Here is a 21,864-nt window from a genome sequence, read left to right on the forward strand (position 1 = left end):
GTGGACCGCTCCTGCGTGCGCTCGTTCCGCCCCCGATTTCCTCACCGTCCCCGAAACCTCTCCCCAAAGGTTGATTCCGCATGCGTGAAAACCGCTCGGCAGCGTTCGCCGTGACGTCCCGGGAATCGTTCGAACTGACCGCCGCTCAGCAGGGTGTGTGGTATGGGCAACTGGTCGATCCGGACAGCCCCAAATACAACATCGGGGAATGCCTGGAGATCCGGGGCGGCCTCGACGAGCGCTTATTCGCCGCCGCGGTGGACCGGGCCACGGCCCTCCAGGACAGTCTTCACCTGGAGTTCGTCACTGACGGTGAAACGATTCACCAAAGGGTGGTCCGCCCCGGCCCCGACGCCCCCGGCCGACTGCGCCGGGTCGACCTGAGCGGCGCGGACGACCCCGCCGCCGAGGCCGAGCGGTACATGGCCGACGACATGGCCACCGTCGACCGGCTGGAAGCCCCGCGGCACCACTTCGCCCTGCTCCGGCTCGGCCCCGAACTGCACTACTGGTACGTCCGCTACCACCACATCGCCGTCGACGGCCTCAGCGGCGCCCTCATCGCCCGCACGGTCGCCGACCTCTACACCCGCGCCGTACGCGGCGAGGAGACGGCCGGCACGGAGGCCACCGGCGCATCCCTGCGCGAGCTCGTGGCCGAGGAGAGCGCCCATCGCGCCTCCGGCCGCCTGGAGGCCGAACGCGCCTACTGGACTGGCAGGTTCACCGACCCGGCGGAGGACACCCCGGACGACGGCCCGGACAGCCGCGCCGCCGCGCCCCTCATCCGCCGCCGCACCGACCCGCCCGCCGACGGCGCGCCGGTCCAGCTGCACTCCGGCGAGACCCTTCCCGTCACCGTCCTGGACGAGCTGCGCCGACTGGCCGGCGACAGCCGCACCACCTGGACCGCCGTCGTCGTCAGCGCGGTCGCCGCCTACGTCGCCCGCGTCACCGGCACCACCGACGTCCGGGTGGGGCTCGCCTCCCACGGCCGCCACGCCGGAATGCGCCACGTCGCCGGCATGACCTCCAACATCCTGCCGCTGCGCCTGACCGTCACCCCCGGCATGACGGTGGGCGCCCTGGTCCGCTCCGTCGCCGCCGAGATGCGCGGCGCGCTGCGCCACCGCCGCTTCTCCCGCGAACAGCTCGCCCGCGAGCTGAACATGGCCGACGGAGCGCGTCTCACCGACGTCGTCGTGAACATCATGGGCTTCGAGTACGGCCTCGACTTCGCCGGAAGCCCCGCCACCTCACGGCTGCTGTCCATCGGCCCGGTGGACGACATCTCCCTCTTCGTCTCCGAACGCTCCGAGGGACAGGGCCCGTTGATCGGGTTCGACACCAACCCCGAGCTGTACCACCCTGACGACGTGCGGCTGCACCAGCAGGCCGTCGTCTCCTTCCTGACCGCGCTGTCCGCGGCGGACGCCGAAACCCCGCTCGCCGAACTGCCGTTGCTCGACGACACCGCCACCGCCGCCGTGCTCGCGCAGGGGCGCGGCACGGCGCTGCCGCCCGAGGACACCACGCTCCCGGAGGCGTTCGCGGCGCGCGCCCTGCGTACCCCCGACGCGCCTGCCGTCGTGGCCGGTGACCGCACCCTGACTTACCGCGAGCTGGCCGAGGCCGCGGACACGCTGTCCGGCGCGCTCAGCGGCTGGGGCATCGGCGCCGAGGACGGCGTCGGCGTCCTGATGGACCGTTCGGCGGCGGTCGTGACGGCCACGCTCGGCGCGGTGGGCGCCGGTGCCGCCTACGTGCCGATGGACGCCTCCTGGCCCGCCGAACGGCTGGACCGCGTCGCCGGGACCGCCCGGGTGGGCGCCCTGGTGGTGGACGCCGCCACCGCCGACGCGGAGTGGGTCGGACGGGCGGCCGCGACGCTCCCCGTCCTCGTCGTGGACGAGCGCGGCACCCTCCTGCGCGGCGCCCCGGAGCGCCCGGGAAGCCCGCCCGGAGCGCTGCGGGGCGACCGCCTCGCCTACGTCATGTTCACCTCCGGCTCCACCGGTCTGCCCAAGGGCGTCGGCGTCACCCACGCCGACGTGCTCGCCCTGGCCGCCGACGCGGCCTGGCGGGACGGTGTCGCCGACGCGGTGCTGATGCACTCCGCGTACGTCTTCGACGCCTCCACCTTCGAGATATGGGTGCCGCTGCTGAACGGCGGCCGGGTGGTCGTCGCGCCTCCCGGCGGCCTGGAACCGCGCGTGCTGCGCGACATGACCGAGCGGCACCGGGTCACCTCGCTGTTCCTGACGACCTCGCTGTTCAACCTCGTCGCCGAGACCGACCCGGCCGCCTTCACCGGCCTGCGCCTGGTGTCCACCGGCGGCGAGGCCGCCGCGGCCGGCCTGCTCCAGAAGGTCGCCGGAAGCGCTCCCGGCACCCGTGTGCTGCACGTGTACGGGCCCACCGAGACCACCACCTTCGCCACCCGCCACCAGGTCGAACCCGGCACCGCGGGCGTGCCCCCGATCGGCCGGCCCCTGGACGGCATGGACGCCTACGTCCTCGACGACCGCCTGCGCCCCGTGCCGCCCGGCGTGGTGGGCGAACTGTACGTGAGCGGCCGGGGCGTGGCCCGCGGCTACCAGGGGCGGGCCGCGCTCACCGCGACCCGTTTCGTCGCCGACCCGCACGGTGCCGCCGGTGCCCGCATGTACCGCACCGGGGACCTCGCCCGCTGGGGCGCCGACGGCGGCATCGAGTACGCCGGGCGCGTCGACGGGCAGGTCAAGCTGCGCGGCTTCCGCATCGAGCCCGCCGAGATCGAGAACACCCTGCTCACCGACCCCGCCGTCCGCGCCGCCCGCGTCGTGGTCCGCGAGGACATGCCCGGCGACCGGCGCCTGGTCGGCTACGTCGTGCCGGAACCCGGCACCGCCCCGGACGCCGCCTCCCTCGCCCGCACCGTGGGCCGCGCGCTGCCCGCCTACATGGTGCCGTCCGCCTTCGTGCTGCTCGACGCGCTGCCGCTGAACGCCAACGGCAAGCTCGACCACCGCGCCCTGCCCGCGCCCCGCGCCTCCGTGAGCGCCGGACGCGGCCCGCGCACCGCCCACGAGGAGGTGCTGGCGGGCCTGTTCGCCGATGTGCTCGGGGTGTCCGCGGTCGGCACGGACGACGACTTCTTCGCCCTCGGCGGCCACTCCCTGCTCGCCACCCGGCTCGCCGGACGGGTACGGACCGCGCTCGGCGCCGAACTCGGCCTGCGGACCCTCTTCGAGCACCCCACCGTCGCCTCCCTCGCCGCCGTGCTCGACACCTCCGGCGAGGCGCGCCCCGCGCTCGTCCCGCAGGACCGGCCCGAGACGGTGCCGCTGTCCTTCGCGCAGCGGCGGCTGTGGTTCCTCAACCGCGCCGAGACCTCCGGCGACACCTACAACGTCCCGCTCGTCCTCGACCTCGACGGCCCGCTGGACACCGACGCCCTGCGCGGCGCCCTCGCCGACGTCGTCGCCCGGCACGAGAGCCTGCGCACCGTCCTCGCCGAGGAGGACGGGGTGGCCCACCAGGTGATCCTGGAGGCGGGCACCGCCGCCGAGCTGGTCCCCCTCGCCGTGGAGGACACCCCGGACCCGCGGAGCGCCGAGGCGGCCGTGCGCGCGCTGGCCGGCGCCCCCTTCGACCTCGCGGCCGGCGTCGCCTTCCGCGCCGGACTGCTGCGGCTCGGCGCCGGCCGGCACACCCTGGTCCTCGTCCCGCACCACGTCGTCGCCGACGGCTGGTCCCTGGCCCCGCTCTGCCGCGACCTGGGCGCCGCCTACCGCGCCCGGCTGGCCGGGGACGACACCCCCGACTGGCCCGCGCTGCGCGTCCAGTACGCCGACTACGCCCTGTGGCAGCGGCGGCTGCTCGGGGAGGACGACGACCCGGACAGCCTCGCCGGGCGGCAGCTCGCCTACTGGCGCGAAGCCCTGCGCGGGGCGCCCGACCTGCTCGAACTGCCCCTGGACCGGCCCCGCCCGGCCGTCCCCAGCCACCGGGGCGGGGCGGTGCCCTTCGAACTGCCCGCCCCCGCGCACGCCGCGCTGGTCCGGCTCGCCCGCGCGGCCGGCTGCACCCCGTTCATGGTGCTCCAGGCCGCGCTCGCGGTGACCCTGCGGGCCCACGGCGCCGGGGACGACATCCCGCTGGGCACCGCCGTCGCCGGGCGCGCGGACGAGGCGCTGGACGACCTCGTGGGCTTCTTCGTCAACACGCTCGTGCTGCGCACCGACCTCTCCGGTGACCCGACCTTCCGCGAACTCCTCGGCAGGGTGAAGGACTTCGACCTCGCCGCGTTCGGGCACGGGGACATCCCGTTCGAGCGGCTGGTGGAGGCGGTCAACCCCGAGCGCTCCGGCGACCACCACCCGCTCTTCCAGACCATGCTGGTCCTGCAGAACCAGGAGCGGGCCGGGATCGACCTGCCCGGCATCACCAGCCGCGACCGCTCCGGGCACACCGGGATCAGCAAGTTCGACCTGACCTTCTCCCTCACCGAGCACCGGGAGTCCGCCGGCCGGACCGGCCCGGCCCAGGGCATCGGCGGCCACCTCGAGTACGCCACCGACCTCTTCGACGAGGCCACCGCGCGCGCCCTGTGCGAGCGGTTCGCCCGCGTCCTCACCGAGGCCGTCGGCCACCCCGACCGCGCCGTCGGCGACCTCGACCCGCTCGGCCCCGGCGAACGCGACCGGCTCCTCGCCCAGGGCCACGGCCCCAGTCGCCCCCTGCCCACGACCACCGCGCCGGAAGCGGTCCGCCGGTGGGCCGCCCGCACCCCCGACGCCACCGCCGTACGGGACGCGGACACCAGCCTCACCTACGCCGAACTCGACGCCCGCGCCGACGCGCTGGCCCACGCGCTGCGCGAACGCGGCGCCGGCCCCGAGACCCTGGTCGCGCTCGCCCTGCCCCCGTCCGCCACGACGGTCGTGGCCATGCTGGCCGTGCTGCGCGCCGGTGCCGCCTACCTGCCCGTCGACCCCCGCTACCCGGCCGCCCGCGTCCGGCACATGTTCGCCGACGCCCGCCCGGTCCTGCTCCTCACCACCGGCGAGGTCCACGCGACGCTCCCGCACACCGGCCTGCCGTGGCTCGACCCCGCCCGCCCGCTCCCGGAGGCGGACGCACCGGCCCGCCCGCACCACCCCGCGGACCCGGCGTACGTCATCTACACCTCGGGCTCCACCGGCCGCCCCAAGGGCGTGACCGTGCCGCACGGAGCGCTCGCCAACCACATGGCCTGGATGGCCGGCCACCTGTCGCTCACCCCGGACGACCGGGTCCTCGCCCGCACCTCCACCAGCTTCGACGCCTCCGTGTGGGAGCTGTGGCTGCCGCTGATGAACGGCGCCGAGGTGTGCGTGCTGCCCGACGGCGCCAACCAGGACCCGAACGCCCTGGTCGGCTGGATGAGCCGGTTCGGCGTCACCGTCGCCCAGTTCGTGCCCTCGCACCTCGCGCTGGTCCTCGCCGAGGCCGCCGACGCGGCGCCGGTACCCGCGCTGCGCGCCGTCCTGTGCGGCGGCGAACCGCTGCCGCGCGCCCTCGCCGACGACATCGCCCGCTCCTGGCACGCCGAGGCGCACAACCTGTACGGCCCGACCGAGGCCACCATCGACGCGACCGCCCACCGCGTCCCGGCGCACGGCGAGGGCTCCGCCGATCAGACCGTCCCGATCGGCCGCCCGGTCGACACCATGCGCGCCCACGTCCTCGACGCCCGGCTCCGCCCCGTCCCGGCCGGTGTCACCGGGGAGCTGTACCTCGCCGGACCCAACCTCGCGCGCGGCTACCTGGGCCGCCCCGGCCTGACCGCCGGCCGCTTCGTCGCCGACCCGTTCGACACCGCCGGGGCCCGCATGTACCGCACGGGCGACCTCGTACGGTGGAACCGGCAGGGCCTCATCGAGTACGTGGCCCGCGCCGACGACCAGGTCAAACTGCGCGGCTTCCGCATCGAGCCGGGCGAGGTCGAGGCCGCCCTCCTCGCCCGCCCCGGCGTCACCGCCGCCCGCGCCGTCATCCGCGAGGACGACCCCGGCATGCGCCGGCTGGTGGCCTACGCGGTCACCGCCGACGGGGCGCCGCGCGCCACGGCGCTGCGCGACGACCTCGCCGAGACGCTGCCGCACCACATGGTGCCCGGCGTGGTCGTCGTCCTCGACGCGCTGCCGCTGCTGCCCAACGGCAAGGTGGACCGGCGCGCCCTGCCCCGCCCCGCGGAGGACGACGCGACCCCGGCGGGACCCGTCCGGGGCACCCCGCAGGAGGAACTGCTCGCCGGGATCTTCGCCGACGTCCTGGACCGCCCCGCCGTCGGCCCCCACGACAGCTTCTTCGACCTCGGCGGCCACTCCCTGCTCGCCATGCGCGTCGTCAGCCGGGTCCGCGCCGTCCTCGGGGCGGAGGTCGCGGTGCGCACCCTCTTCGAGCACCCGACCGTCGCCGCCCTGGCCCGCGCGCTGGACACCCCCGGCCGGGCCCGCCCCGCCGTGCTGCCCGCGTCCGCCCGGCCCGAGCCGCTGCCGCTGTCGTACGCCCAGCAGCGTCTGTGGTTCCTCAACCGGCTGGAGGGCCCCGGCTCCACGTACAACATCCCGCTCGTCCTCGAACTCGACGGCACCCTGGACCCCGATGCCCTGCGCGCCGCGCTCGGTGACGTGATCGAACGGCACGAGGCGCTGCGCACGCTCTTCTCCGAGCGGGACGGCGTACCGTGCCAGACCGTCCTGCCCGCCGCGCGGGCCACACCCGAACTGCCCGTGACCAGCATCGCGCCGGCCGACATGGACGCCACCGTGCTGGACGCCGTGCGCGAACCGTTCGACGTCACCCGCGACCTGCCGCTGCGCGCCACGCTGCTGCGCTCCGCGCCCGGACACCATGTGCTGGTCCTCGTCGTGCACCACATCGCGGGCGACGGCTGGTCCCTCGCCCCGCTCGCCCGCCACCTCGGCGCCGCCTACCGGGCCCGGCTGGAGGGCACCGAGCCGGGGCTCACCGTCGGCACCCCGCTGCAGTACGCCGACTACACGCTCTGGCAGCGCTCCCTCCTCGGCGAGGACGACGGCGACGACACCGTGCTGCGTGGCCAGCTCGACCACTGGCACACCGCGCTCGCCGGGATGCCCGGACTGATCGACCTCCCGCTGGACCGGCCGCGCCCGGCCGCCGTCGACCCGAGGGGCGGCGTCCACGCCTTCGAGATCCCCGCCGGGCTGCACGAGCGGCTGCTGCGGCTGGCGCGGGAGTCGGGCAGCAGCCTGTTCATGGTGCTCCAGGCGGCCGTGGCCACCCTGCTGCACCGGCACGGCGCGGGCGACGACATCCCGCTCGGGTCACCCGTCGCGGGCCGCACCGACGAGGCGCTGGAGGACCTGGTCGGCTTCTTCGTCAACACCCTCGTCCTGCGCACCGACCTCTCCGGCCGCCCGAGCTTCAGCGAACTCCTCGTGCGGGTACGGGAGTTCGGCCTCGCCGCGTACGCCAACCAGGACGTGCCCTTCGAGCGGCTGGTGGAGCACCTCAACCCGGTCCGCGCCCGCGACCACCACCCGCTGTTCCAGACCATGGTGGTGCTCCAGAACCAGGAGAGCACCCGCCCCGAACTGCCCGGCCTCACCGTCGAGGACCGCCTCGTCCACAACGGGCTGAGCAAGTTCGACCTCACCTTCGCCTTCACCGAGGACCGCGACGGCGGTCTCGGCGCCGGGGTGGAGTACGCCGCCGCCCTGTTCGACCGGAGCACCGTCGAGAGCCTCGCGGACCGGCTGCTGCGCCTGCTTGAGCGGGTCGCCGCCGAGCCCGGACGGCCGGTCGCCGAGCACGACCTGATGACCCCGGACGAGCACACCCGCGTCGCCCGCTGGGGCACCGGCCGCGCGCTGCCCGCCACCGGCGGGCCCGCCGTCCTGCCCGCGCTGTTCGCGGCCCAGGCCCGGCGCACCCCCGACGCGGCGGCCGTCACCGCCGAGGACGGCACCCTCACCTACGCCGGACTCGACGACCTCTCCGCCCGGCTCGCCGCCGTCCTCGCGGGCCTGGGCGTGGGCCCCGAGACCGGCGTTGGCGTCCTGCTCGGCAGGTCCCCGGCCGTCGTGACGGCCTCCCTCGCCACCGTCCGCGCCGCCGGGGCCTACGTCCCGCTGGACGCCCGCTGGCCCGGGGAACGGCTCGACCAGGTCGCCGGCGCGGCCGGGGTGAAGGTCCTCCTGGTCGACGAGGAGGCCCACGGAACGCCCTGGGTGCGCGCGGCCGCCGAGCGGACACCGGTCGTCGTGCTGGACCGGCTCGGCCGCGTCCTGCGCGGCGGGCCGGAGCGCCCCGGCCGCCCGGTCCCGGTGACGGACCCCGCGGCACTGGCCTACGTGATGTTCACCTCCGGCTCCACCGGCCTGCCCAAGGGCGTCGGCGTCACCCACGCCGACGTGGCCGCGCTCGCGGCCGACTCCGCCTGGCGGGACGGCGCCGCCGACGCCGTCCTGATGCACTCGGCGTACGTCTTCGACGCCTCCACCTTCGAGATCTGGGCCCCGCTGCTGCACGGCGGCCGGATCGTCGTCGCACCCGAAGGCGTCCTGGACGCCCGCACCCTGGACGACGCGGTCCACACCCACGGGGCCACCGCCGTCTTCATGACGACCGCCCTGTTCAACGTGATCGCCGAGACCGACCCCGGCGCCTTCACCGGCCTGCGGCTCGTGTGCGCCGGAGGTGAACTCGCCTCCCCGGACGCCATGCAGCGGGTCGCGGCCCTCGCGCCCGACACCCGCGTCCTGCACGTGTACGGCCCCACCGAGACCACCACCTTCGCCACCCGGCACCCCGTGACGGCCGACCTGCCCGCCGGGCCGCCGCCCATCGGCCGCCCGCTGGACGGCATGCGCCTGTACGTCCTCGACGACGCGCTGCGTCCCGTACCGCCGGGCGTGGTGGGGGAGCTGTACCTCGCCGGACACGGTGTGGCGCGCGGCTACACGGGCCGCCCCGGCCTGACGGCCACACGGTTCGTCGCCGACCCGTCCGACGCGGCGGGCGGCCGGATGTACCGCACCGGCGACCTCGTCCGCTGGACCCCGGACGGCCACATCGCCTACGTGGGCCGGTCCGACGGCCAGGTCAAGCTGCGCGGCTACCGCATCGAGCTGGGCGAGATCGAGAACACGCTCGCCTGCTGCGAGGGCGTCGCGGACGCGTTCGCCGTCGTACGCGAGGACACCCCGGGCGACCGGCGCCTGGTCGCCTACGTGGTCCCGGCCAGCGGCGCCCGCCCCGACCCCGGCGAACTCGCCCGGACCGTCGGCCGGTCGCTGCCCGCGTACATGGTGCCCGGCGCCCTCGTCCTGCTCGACGCGCTCCCGCTCACCCCCAACGGCAAGGTGGACCGGCGCGCGCTGCCCGTCCCCGAGCACGCCCCGGTGAGCGGGCGGCCCGCCCGCACCGCCCGCGAGGAGATCCTCAGCGGCCTCTTCGCCGACGTGCTCGGCCTCGACACCGTGGGCCCCGACGACGACTTCTTCGCGCTCGGCGGCCACTCCCTGCTCGCCACCCGGCTCACCGCGCGCGTCCGGGCCGTGCTCGGCGTGGAGGTCCCCGTCAAGGCCCTCTTCGAGCATCCGGCACCGGCCGCGCTCGCCGCCGTTCTCGACGGCGCCGAGGTGGCACGGCTGCCGCTGGAGCGGGCCGAGCACCGGGTGGAGCCGCTGCCGCTCTCCTCCGCCCAGCGCAGGCTGTGGTTCCTCAACCGGTTCGAGGGGCCCAGCGACACCTACAACGTGCCCCTCGTACTGCGACTGGAGGGCCCGCTGGACGCCGACGCGCTGGAGCGGGCGCTGCGGGACGTGGTCCAGCGCCACGAGAGCCTGCGCACCGTCTTCCCCGACACCGACGGCGTGCCCAGGCAGTCGGTCCTCGACGCCTGGGCCGCCGACCTCGACCTCACCCCCCGCGACACCGAGCCCGCCCGCCTGGAGGAGGTGCTCGCCGCCGAGGTCGCCCACGCCTTCGACGTGAGCACCGAGGCGCCGGTGCGGGCCCGGCTGGTGCGGCTCGGCGACCGGACCCACGTGCTCGTCCTGGTCCTGCACCACATCGCGGGCGACGGCTGGTCCCTCGCGCCCCTCGCCCGCGACCTCGGCGAGGCGTACCGCGCACGGCTCGCGCACGAGGAGCCGGGCTGGACCGACCTCGCCGTCCAGTACGCCGACTACACCCTGTGGCAGCACGCGCTGCTCGGCGACGAACAGGACCCGGACAGCCGGGCCGCCCGGCAACTCGACTTCTGGCGGCAGGCGTTGGCCGGAGCGCCCGAGCTGCTGGAACTGCCCGGCGACCGGCCCCGCCCGGCCGTCACCGAGCACCGCGGCGACGCGTTCGCCTTCACCGTGGACGCCCGCACCCACGAGGCGCTGGCCGCGCTCGCCCGCGCCCGCGGGTGCAGCCTCTTCATGGTGCTCCAGGCCGCCCTGTCGGTACTGCTGTCCCGGCACGGCGCGGGCGAGGACATCCCGCTCGGCACGGCCGTCGCCGGGCGCACCGACGAGGCCCTGGACGACCTGGTCGGCTTCTTCGTCAACACCCTCGTCCTGCGCACCGACCTCACCGGCGACCCGACCTTCGAGGAAGTCCTCGACCGGGTACGGGAGTTCGACCTCGCCGCCTACGACCACCAGGACGTGCCCTTCGAGCGCCTGGTGGACGCCCTCAGCCCGGACCGGGCGCAGAACCACCACCCGCTGTTCCAGACCATGCTGGTGCTCCAGAACACGGCCGGCGCCGACATCGAGCTGCCCGGCCTCACCGTCGCCGGGCAGCCGGTGCGCACCGGCATCAGCAAGTTCGACCTCACCTTCACCTTCACCGAGACCGAGGACACCGCCGGGCACCCCGCGGGGCTCGACGGCACCCTGGAGTTCTCCACCGAGCTGTTCACGCACCCCACCGCCCGCGCCCTCGCCGACCGGCTGACCCTGCTGCTCGCCGCCCTCGCGGCCGCACCGGACACGAGGGTCCACGCGGCCGACGTGCTGGGCGCCGAGGAGCGGCAGCGGCTCGAACGGGCCGCGCTCGGACCGGTCCGCCCGGTGGCGGCCCGGACGGCCCCCGAGGCGTTCCGCGCCCAGTGCGCCCGCACCCCGGACGCTGTCGCGGTACGCGGCGCCGACCGCACCCTCACCTTCACCGAACTCGACCGGCTCTCCGACGACCTCGCCCACCACCTCGGCGGCCGGGGCATCGGCCGGGGCGACCTCGTCGCGCTCGCGCTGGAGGGCACTGCGGACCAGGCCGCGGCGATGCTCGCCGTGACCAAGGCCGGGGCCGCGTACCTGCCCCTCGACCTGGACCACCCCCAGGCGCGCATCGCCCACACCCTGTCCGACGCCCGCCCGGTACTCCTGCTCACCCACACCCACCGGGTCCAGGGCCGTCAACTGGACCTCCCGATGCTGGCGTTGGACGACCGGTCCGCCTGGTCGACCGGACACTCCGCGCCGCCCGCCACGGTGCCCGACCCCCGCGACGCGGCGTACGTCATCTACACCTCGGGCTCCACCGGCCGCCCCAAGGGTGTCGTCGTCACCCACGCCTCGCTCACCAACCACATGGCCTGGATGGCGGACCACCTCTCCCTCAACGGCGGCGACCGGGTCCTCGCCCGGACCTCGCCCAGCTTCGACGCCTCGGTCTGGGAGACCTGGCTGCCCCTGCTGCACGGCGGCTCCACCTGCCCGGTGCCGGCCGCCCTCAACCACGACCCCGCCGGACTCCTCGGCAGGGCGCGTGAACTGGGCGTGACCATCGCCCAGTTCGTGCCCTCGCACCTCTCGCTGATCCTCGCCGAGACCTCGGGCGGACAAGCGCCCACGACCCTGCGGGCCGTCCTGTGCGGCGGCGAACCCCTGCCGCGCACCCTGGCCCGGCGGGTCCGGGACGCCTGGCGTGCCGAGCCGCACAACCTGTACGGGCCCACCGAGGCCACCATCGACGCCACCGCCCACCACCACACCGGCGACGACACCGGCACCGAGGGGAGCGTGCCGCTCGGGCGCCCCGTCGACAACGTCCGCGCCCACGTCCTCGACGCCCGCCTGAAGCCCGTACCGCCCGGCGTCACCGGCGAGCTGTACCTCGCGGGCGAGGGGCTGGCGCGCGGCTACCTGAACCGGTCCGGGCTGACCGCCACCCGCTTCGTCGCCGACCCGCACGGGCCCGCCGGAACCCGGATGTACCGCACCGGCGACCTCGTGCGGCGCGACGCGGACGGCCTGCTCACCTACGTCTCGCGCGCCGACGACCAGGTCAAGCTGAACGGCTTCCGGATCGAACTCGGCGAGATCGAGACCGCGCTCGCCGCCCAGCCGGGCATCACCGCCGCCTGCGCCGTCGTACGCGAGGACCAGCCCGGCGAGCGGCGCCTGGTGGCCTACGTCGTGCCCGGCGCGGGCACCGGACCCGCCGACGACGCGCTGCGCCGGGGGCTGGCCGAGGTGCTGCCGCCGTACATGACCCCCGCCGTCTTCGTACGGCTGGACGCGCTGCCCCTCACGGCCAGCGGCAAGACCGACCGGCGCGCCCTGCCCGCCCCCGCGCGTGCCACCGCCGACAGGCCGGGCGGGCAGCCGCGTGACGCGCGCGAACGCCTGCTGTGCGAGGTGTTCGCCTCCGTGCTGCGCGCGCCCGCCGTCCGCACCGACGACGACTTCTTCGCGCTCGGCGGCGACAGCATCCTGTCCATCCAGCTCGTCAGCCGCGTCCGGCAGGCCGGCCTCGCCGTCACCCCGCGCGACGTCTTCCTCCACCGCACCCCCGAGGCCATCGCGGCCGCCGCCACCGCGCTCACGGAGGACCCCGCCCGGCCCGCCGAGGCGGGCACCGGCGAGATGCCTCCCACCCCCATCGCCGCCTGGTTCCTCCAGCGGCCCGGCGCCCGGGACGGCTACAACCAGTCCGCGGTGCTGCGCACCCCGCACGACGCCGACGAGGACACCCTCGCCGCGGCGCTCCAACTCCTCCTCGACCACCACGACATGCTCCGGATGCGCGTCGTCCGGACCGCCGACGGCGAGCCGCTCCTGCACGCGCAGCCGCCCGGCTCCGTCCTCGCGCGCAAGTGCCTCACCCGGCTCGACATCACCGGCCTCGACCCGCGGGCGGCCTCCGCCGCGCTCGCCGAGGCGGGCGAAGGGGCCCGCGCCCGGCTGCGGCCCGCCGACGGCCACGTCGTCGAGGCGGTGTGGGGCGACGCCGGACCGCACACGCCCGGACGGCTGCTCGTCGTCGTCCACCACCTGGCCGTCGACGCGGTCTCCTGGCGCGTGCTCGCCGCCGACCTCGCCACCGCCTGGCGGACGGCCACCGGGACGCCGTCGGCCCTGCCGCCCGTCGCCACGCCCTACCGGAGCTGGGCCCGGCTCCTCGCCGCCCAGGCGCGCACCGCGGAGCGCGAACGCGAACTCCCGCTCTGGGAAGGCGTACTGAACACCCCCGACCCGCGCATCGGACACCGGCCGCTGGACCCGCGGCGCGACACCGCCGAGCACACCCGGACCCTCACCACCCGGCTGGACGCCCGCTGGACCGGCCCGCTGCTCACCACCGCGCCCGCCGCCTTCCACGCCGGAGTCGACGACGTGCTGCTCACCGCCCTCGCCCTGGCGATCCGCGCCTGGCGCGAGGACCGGGGCACCGCCCGCACCGACGACACCGCCGTCCTGGTCGACCTGGAGGGGCACGGCCGGGAGCAGCTCGCCGACCACGTCGACCTCTCCCGCACCGTCGGCTGGTTCACCAGCCTCTACCCGGTCCGCCTCGACCCCGGACCCGGCCGTGTCCTCGACCCCGCACGCTTCGACGCGACCCTGATCGACCGCGCCGTGAAGCAGGTCAAGGAACAGCTCAGGGCGATACCCGACCACGGCGTCGGCCACGGCATGCTGCGCCACCTCAACCCCGCCACCCGCGACCGGCTCACCGCCCCGGCCCCGCAGATCGGCTTCAACTACCTGGGCCGCTACGCCGCTCCGGACGGGAGTACGGGCGACTGGGAGGTGCTGCTCGACGGCGGCCAGCCGCGCGGCCAGGACCCGGACATGCCCGTCCACCACGTCGTCGACATCAACGCGCACACCGAGGACCGCCCCGGCGGACCCGTCCTCGTCACCCGCTGGGCCTGGCCCGGCGACCTGCTGAAGGAGGAGGACGTGGCGGACCTGGCCGACGCCTTCGCCCGCGCCCTGCGGGCCGTCGCCGAACACGCCGAACAGCCCGACGCGGGCGGCTACACGCCCTCCGACCTTCCCCTGGTCTCCCTCGACCAGGCCCAGATCGACCGACTTCAGAACAAGTGGGGTGGACGCAAGTGACCGGGTTCCAGCTGGAGGACGTACTGCCCTTGACGCCGTTGCAGGCGGGCATGCTCTTCCACTCGCTCTACGACTCCCAGGCCGTGGACGTCTACACCACCCAGTTCGTGTTCGACCTCGAAGGAACCGTGAGCGTCCCCGCGCTGCGCGCCGCCATCGGCACCCTGCTGCGCCGCCACGCCAACCTCCGGGTCGGCTTCCTCCACGAGGACCTCGACCAGCCCGTCCAGGCGGTCGCCGCCGAAGTCCCGGTGCCGCTGGAGGAACGGGACCTCACCCCGGCAGGCGGCCCCGGGGCGCTGGACGCGTTCCTCGCCGAGGACCGGGCCCGCCGCTTCGACCTCACCACCCCGCCTCTGCTCCGGTTCACCCTCGTGCGGACCGCGCCCGGCCGGCACCGGCTGGTGATGACCGGCCACCACCTCCTCTTCGACGGCTGGTCCGTCCCGCTGCTGGTGCGCGAACTGTTCGAGCTGTACGCCCGCCGGGGCGACGACGCCACGCTGCCCCGCGTCACCCCGTACCGCACCTACCTCGCCTGGCTGGCCGCGCAGGACCGGGCGGCCGCGCTGGACGTCTGGCGGGACGCGCTGGACGGACTGGAGACCCCGACCCTGCTCGCCGGGCGCGGCACGCCGGACGGCGCCGAACTGCCCGACACGCTCGTGCTGGAGCTGGACCGCGCCACCACACACCGGCTGCGCGAGACGGCCCGCGCCTCCCGGCTCACCCTCAACACCCTGGTCCAGGGCGCCTGGGGCCTGGTCCTCGCCCACCTCACCGGACGCTCCGACGTGGTGTTCGGCACCACCGTCTCCGGGCGGCCGCCGGAGATACCCGGCATCGAGACGATGATCGGCCTGTTCATCAACACCGTCCCGGTACGGCTGCGCCCCGAGCCCGGCGAGAGCCTGGCCGCGCTGCTCACCCGGCTCCAGGAGGAACAGGGGCGGCTGCTGGGCAGCCAGTACGTCGGCCTGACCGAGATATGCGGCACCGCGGGGCTCGACCGACTCTTCGACACCCTCGCCGTCTTCGAGAACTATCCCCTCGACGCCGAGGCCCTGCGCACCGCCCAGCAGGGCATGGACGGCCTCACCGTCGCCGGGATCGACGGCACCGACGCCGCCCACTACCCGCTCACCCTCACCATCGCCCCCGGCGAGGACAGCCTGCGGATCACCTTCGGCCACCGATCCTCCCTGCTCGGCCGCACCGAGACCGAGCGGATCGTGGCCCGCATGCGCCGCCTGCTCACCACGATGGCCGAGGGCCTCGACGTACGGGCCGACAGCCTGCCCCTGCTGCTGGACGGGGAGCGGGAGCGGCTGCTCGCGGCGGGACGCGGCGCCGGACTCCGCCTGGACGTGCGCGACGTGAGCGTTCCCGACGCGGTGGCCCGGCAGGCCGGACGGCACCCGGGCGCGGTCGCCGTCACCGGCGTGGGGGAGGAGCTGACGTACGGGCAGCTCCAGGAGCTGTCCACCGGGCTGGCGAAGGCCCTGACCGGCTCCGGGGTCGGCGCCGAGGACGGGGTGGGCATCCTGCTCGGCCGCTCCCCGGCCCAGGTCACCGCCTCCCTCGCCGCCCTGCGCGCCGGTGCCGCCTACGTCCCGCTCGACCCGCGCTGGCCCGCCGAACGCCTCGACCGCGTCACCGAGTCCGCCCCGCTGCGCGCCCTCGTCGTGGACGGGACCACCCGGGACAACCCCTGGGTACGGGGGCTCGGCATCCCCGTGCTCACCGTGGACGGCGCCGGACGCGTCCTGAGCGGCGGCCCCTTCACCCCCGGCGGCCTGCCGTCCGTCCCCGGCGGCGACCGGCTCGCCTACGTCATGTTCACCTCCGGCTCCACCGGCCTGCCCAAGGCGGTGGGCGTCACCCACGCCGACATCACCGCCCTCGCCGCCGAGCGCACCTGGGACCACGGCGCGGCCGAGGCGGTCCTGCTGCACTCCGCCTACGTCTTCGACGCCTCCACCTTCGAGATCTGGACGCCCCTGCTGAGCGGCGGCCGGATCGTCGTCGCCCCCGAGGGCACCCTCCAGCCGGCCGTGCTCCGGGACCTCGTCGCCCGGCACGGCGTCACGGCGGCGTTCCTGACCACCGCCCTGTTCAACGTCATCGCCGAGGCCGACCCCGGCGCCCTCGGCCTGCTCCGGCTGGCCGCGGCCGGCGGCGAGGCCGCCACACCCGGCGTGCTCCAGCAGCTGGCCGCCGCCCACCCCGGCACCACCGTCCTCAACGCCTACGGACCCACCGAGACCACCACCTTCGCCACCCTCCACCGCGTCCCGGCCGGCGCCCCGCCCGGCATGCCCCCCATCGGCCGACCCCTGGACGGCATGCGGGCCCACGTCCTGGACGCGGCCCTGCGCCCCGTACCGCCCGGCGCCGAGGGCGAGCTGTACCTCGCCGGACCCGGCGTGGCGCGCGGCTACCTCGGGCGGCCCGGCCTCACCGCCACCCGGTTCGTCGCCGACCCCTTCGAGGGCGACGGCGCGCGGATGTACCGCACCGGTGACGTCGTGCGCCGCGACGGCGAGGGCCTCATCCACTACACCGGCCGCGCCGACCAGCAGATCAAGCTGCGCGGCCACCGCATCGAACCCGCCGAGATCGAGGCGGTCCTGCGCACCGACCCGTCCGTGCGCGCCGCCTGCGTCCTGGTCCGCGAGGACCTCCCCGGCGACCGCACCCTCACCGCGTACGTCGTCCCGGCCCCCGGCCACACCCCGGACCCCGGCAGGCTGGCCGCGCACATCGGCCGCAGCCTGCCGTCCTACATGGTGCCCTCCGCCATCCAGCCGCTGGAGGCCCTCCCGCTCACCGTCAACGGCAAGCTGGACCGGGCCGCGCTGCCCGCCCCCGCCACGGAGGCGAGGGCACGGGGACGGGCGCCGCGCGGCGCGCACGAGGAGATCGTCGCCGGGCTGTTCGCCGACGTACTGGGGGTGTCCCAGGTCGGGGTCGACGACGACTTCTTCGCCCTCGGCGGCCACTCCCTGCTCGCCACCCGGCTCGTGGGCCGCGTCCGTACCGCGCTGGGCACCGAGACCGAGATCCGCACCCTCTTCGAGCACCCGACCGTCGCGTCCTTCGCCGCCGCCCTCGCCGACGGCGACCGCCCGGCCCGGCCCGCCCTCGTCCCGCAGCCGCGCCCCGAGGTGCTGCCGCTGTCCTACGCGCAGCGCCGCCTGTGGTTCCTGCACCGGCTCGACGGCCCCTCCGCCACCTACAACATCCCCTTCGCCGTACGCCTGACCGGCCCGCTCAACCGGGAGGCGCTGCGCGCCGCGCTCGACGACGTGACGGCCCGGCACTCCGCCCTGCGCACCCTCTTCCCGGCCGACGGGGACGGCCCGCGCCAGCACATCACCGAACCCGGCGCGGCCCGCGTGCCGTTCGCCGTCCGGAGCGCCGAAGAGGCCGAACTGACCGGGGCCGTGGCGCGGGCCGCCGCCGAACCGATCGACATCGAACGTGAACTCCCGCTACGAGCCACCCTGTTGCGGCTCGCCGACGACTCCCACGCGCTGGTCCTCGTCATCCACCACATCGCCGCCGACGGCTCCTCCCTCGCACCCCTCACCCGCGACCTCGCCACCGCCTACCGGGCCCGCCTCGGCGGAGCGCCCCCGGAGTGGAGTGCGCCCCCGGTCGACCACGTCGACCACGCCCTGTGGCAGCGTGCCCTCCTCGGCGACGAGGACGACCCCGGCAGCGTGCTCTCCGGGCAACTGGAGCACTGGCAGCGGGCGTTGGCCGGCCTGCCCGAGATGGTCGACCTGCCGTGGGACCGGCCGCGTCCCGCCGTGCCCCGGCACGCCGGCGCCACGCACGGCTTCACCCTCGACGCCGCGACCGCCCGCCGGATCGCGGACCTCGCCCGCGCCGGCGGATGCAGTGTCTTCATGGTTCTCCAGGCCGCCCTGTCCCTGCTGCTCTCCCGGCACGGCGCGGGCGAGGACATCCCCCTCGGCACCGCCGTCGCCGGACGCACCGACGAGGCCGCCACCGACCTGGTCGGCTTCTTCGTCAACACCCTCGTGCTGCGCACGGACCTCTCCGGCGACCCCACCTTCCGGGAACTCCTGGACCGGGTGAAGGAGTTCGACCTCTCCGCGTACGCCCACCAGGACCTCCCCTTCGAGCGGCTGGTCGAACTCCTCAACCCGGCACGCTCGCAGAGCCACCACCCGCTCTTCCAGACCATGCTGGTGCTCCAGAACCACGGCCCGGCCGCCCCGGTCGAGCTGCCCGGCCTCACCGTCGACCCGGTGCCGGTCGCGCTGGACGTGGCCAAGTTCGACCTGTCCTTCACCTTCACCGAGACCCACGACGACCAGGGCACGCCGGGCGCCATGCGGGCCGCCGTCGACTACGCGACCGAACTCTTCGACCCGGCCACCGTCCAGGCCCTCGGCGAACGCCTCGCCCGGCTGCTCGCCGCCGTCAGCGCCGACCCCGACCGCCCGCTCGGCGCCTACGACGTCCTCACCGACACCGACCGCGCCCGCCTCACGGCCTGGGGCACCGGCCCCGGCGCCGACCGGCCAGAGAGCGTGCCCGCCCTCTTCCGGCGCCGGGCGGCCGCCACCCCGGACGCGCCCGCGGTCCGCGACGCCACCGCCACGCTCACTTACCGCGAACTGGACGCCCTCGCCGACTCCGTCGCCGCCGGACTCGCCGCCCGCGGGATCGGCCCCGAGGACCGGGTCGCCGTCGCGCTGCCCCGCACCCGCGAACTCCTCGTCACCCTGCTCGGCGTCCTCAAGGCCGGCGCCGCCTACGTCCCGCTCGACCCCGACTACCCGGCGCGCCGCCTCACCCACATGGTGAAGGACTCCCGCCCGCGGCTGCTCCTGACCACCCCCGAGGTGCGCGAACGGCTGCCGGAACTCCCGGTGCCCCACGTCCACGTGGGCGACCTCACCGCCGGACTCCCGGACTCCGTCCCCGCCGCCCCGGACCCGGACCCGGCGCACCCGGCGTACGTCATCTACACCTCCGGCTCCACCGGCCTGCCCAAGGGCGTGGTCGTCACCCACCGGGGCGTCGGCGCGCTGGCCCGCACCCACGCCGAGCGGCTGCGGGTCGGCCCCGGCGACCGGGTGCTGCACCTGGCCTCCGTCAGCTTCGACGCCGCGTTCTGGGAGATGGTCATGGGCCTGCTCACCGGGGCCTGCCTGGAGATCGACGAACGTGACGCCCTGCTGCCCGGCCCCGCCCTTGCCGCCACCGTCCGCGAACGCGGCGCCACCCACCTCACCCTGCCGCCCGCCGCGCTCGCCGTGATGCCGCCCGGCTCCCTGCCCGAGGGCACCACCATCGCCCTCGCCGGAGAGGCGTGCCCGCCGCACCTCGTGCACACCTGGGCCCGCGACCGGCACCTCGTCAACGCCTACGGCCCCACCGAGACCACCGTCTGCGCCACCATGAGCGCCTTCCAGCACGCCGACGGCCCTCACGCCCCCGGCCACACCGTGCCCATCGGCGTCCCCGTCGACGGCACCGGCGTCCACGTCCTGGACGACCGGCTGGCCCTCGTACCACCCGGCGTGGCCGGTGAGCTGTACGTCTCCGGCGCGGCCCTGGCACGCGGCTACCACGGGCGTGCCGCGCTCACCGCGACCCGGTTCGTCGCCAACCCCTTCGACCGCGCGGGCGGCCGCATGTACCGCACCGGCGACCTGGCCCGCTGGACCGACGACGGCCAGCTCGTCTACGTCTCCCGCGTCGACGACCAGGTGAAACTGCGCGGCTTCCGCATCGAGCTGGGAGAGATCGAGGCCGCCCTGACCGCGCTGCCCGGCGTAGCCGCGGCCTGCGCGACGGTCCGCGAGGACCGGCCCGGCGACCGCCGCCTGGTCGCCTACACCGTCGCCGAGGACGGCCGACAGGTGCCGGAGAGCGCCGAGTTGCGCGCCCGGCTCGCGGAGACCCTGCCCGACCACATGGTCCCGGCCGCCTACGTCACGCTCGGCACCCTGCCCCTGACCCCCAACGGAAAGACCGACCGGCAGGCCCTGCCCGCGCCCGAGCAGTCCGCTCCCGGCGAGGGCACCGCCCCGCGCACCGGCCTGGAACGCGAGCTGTGCGCGGCCTTCGCGGACACGCTGGGTGTGCCCCAGGTCGGCGTCACGGACGACTTCTTCGCCCTCGGCGGCCACTCCCTGCTCGCCGTCACCCTGGCCCAGCGGATCGAGGAACGCTGCGGCCGGCGCCCGTCCCTGCGGGACCTCTTCGCCGCGCCGACCGTGGAGGGCGTGGCCCGCCTGCTCCAGCGCACGCCGGGGGAGCAGGGGTACGGCGGCGGGCCCGACCTCGCCGCCGAGGTCCGCCTCGCGCCGGACATCACGGCCACCGCCCGGGGCACCGCCCGGCCCACCGCGCGCCCGCTGCTCACCGGCGCCTCCGGGTTCCTCGGCGCGTTCCTCCTGCGGGACCTCATCGAGAGCACCGACGGCCCGGTCGACTGCCTGGTCCGCGCCGAGGACCCCCGCAGGGCCGCCGAGCGGCTGCGCGCCAACCTGGAGCACTACGGCCTCTGGCAGCCCCGCTACGAGACCCTGGTCAACCCGGTGCCCGGCGACCTCGCCGCCCCCGGCCTCGGCCTGACCGACCGGGACCGCGCCGCGCTCGTCCGCCGTCTCGGCCCGGTCCTGCACAACGGCGCACGCGTCAACTTCGCCGCCGGATACGGCGATCTGCGCGCCCCCAACGTCGCGGGCACCGAGGAACTCCTGCGGCTGCTCGCCGACTCGGCCTCACCCGGCATGCACTACGTCTCGACCACCAGCGTCTTCGCCCCGGTGAGCGGCCCCGACCCCGTCACCGTCACGGAGGCCACCCCGACCGGTCCGCCGTCCGCGCTGCCCGACGGCTACGCCCGGAGCAAGTGGGTCGCGGAGGGCCTGGTCGGGCTCGCCCGCGGACGCGGTCTGCCGGTCACCGTGCACCGCCCCGGCCGGATCAGCGGCGACACCGTCACCGGCGCCTGCCAGGACCGGGACCTGCTCTGGCAGCTCATCAAGGGCTGCCTCCAGGCGAAGGCCGTGCCCGACCTGCCGTACGGCACCACCGACTGGGTTCCCGTGGACCACGTCAGCAGGGCGGTCGTGGCGCTCGCCGGGTCGGTCCAGACGGGCGGCGAGGTGTATCACCACACCAGCCCGGACGCCCCGGACCTGGGGCGGGTGTTCCGGGCGGCCGGACGCCTCGGACACGAGGTGGCGACCGTGTCCGCCGAGGACTGGCGGGCCCGCGTCGCGGCCGACCCGGCCAACGCGGCCCAGCTCTTCCTCGGCGACGAGCCGCGGACCCGGCACGAGACGACGGACCGGCGCCGCTTCGACTCCCACCAGACCGACAAGGCCGCGGCCGCCCTCGGTGTCCACCGGCCGCCCGTCACCGACGAGGTGCTCACCCGCTACCTCACCTGGTTCCAGGACACGGGCTTCCTGCCCGCGCCCACGAGGGGAGGGGGAGCGGGCAGGCGGTGAGG

The 21,864-nt window shown here is 75.8% G+C and carries 2 protein-coding genes; both read left to right on the forward strand.

Features of this window, described 5'->3' with window-relative positions; translation table 11 throughout:
- Nucleotides 1-80 precede the first annotated feature (80 nt).
- Nucleotides 81-14,357, forward strand: a complete 14,277-nt coding sequence (locus tag ABZ898_RS06770) for an amino acid adenylation domain-containing protein (protein WP_361653549.1) — start codon at nucleotides 81-83, stop codon at nucleotides 14,355-14,357.
- Nucleotides 14,354-21,862: an amino acid adenylation domain-containing protein gene (locus ABZ898_RS06775; protein ID WP_361653551.1), complete on the forward strand. Its 7,509-nt coding sequence runs from the start codon at nucleotides 14,354-14,356 to the stop codon at nucleotides 21,860-21,862. The genes ABZ898_RS06770 and ABZ898_RS06775 overlap by 4 nt, the downstream gene beginning before the upstream one ends.
- The last annotated feature ends 2 nt before the right edge of the window (nucleotides 21,863-21,864 follow it).

Source organism: Streptomyces sp. NPDC046860 (assembly GCF_040645115.1).
In the GTDB taxonomy this organism is placed as follows: Bacteria; Actinomycetota; Actinomycetes; order Streptomycetales; family Streptomycetaceae; genus Streptomyces.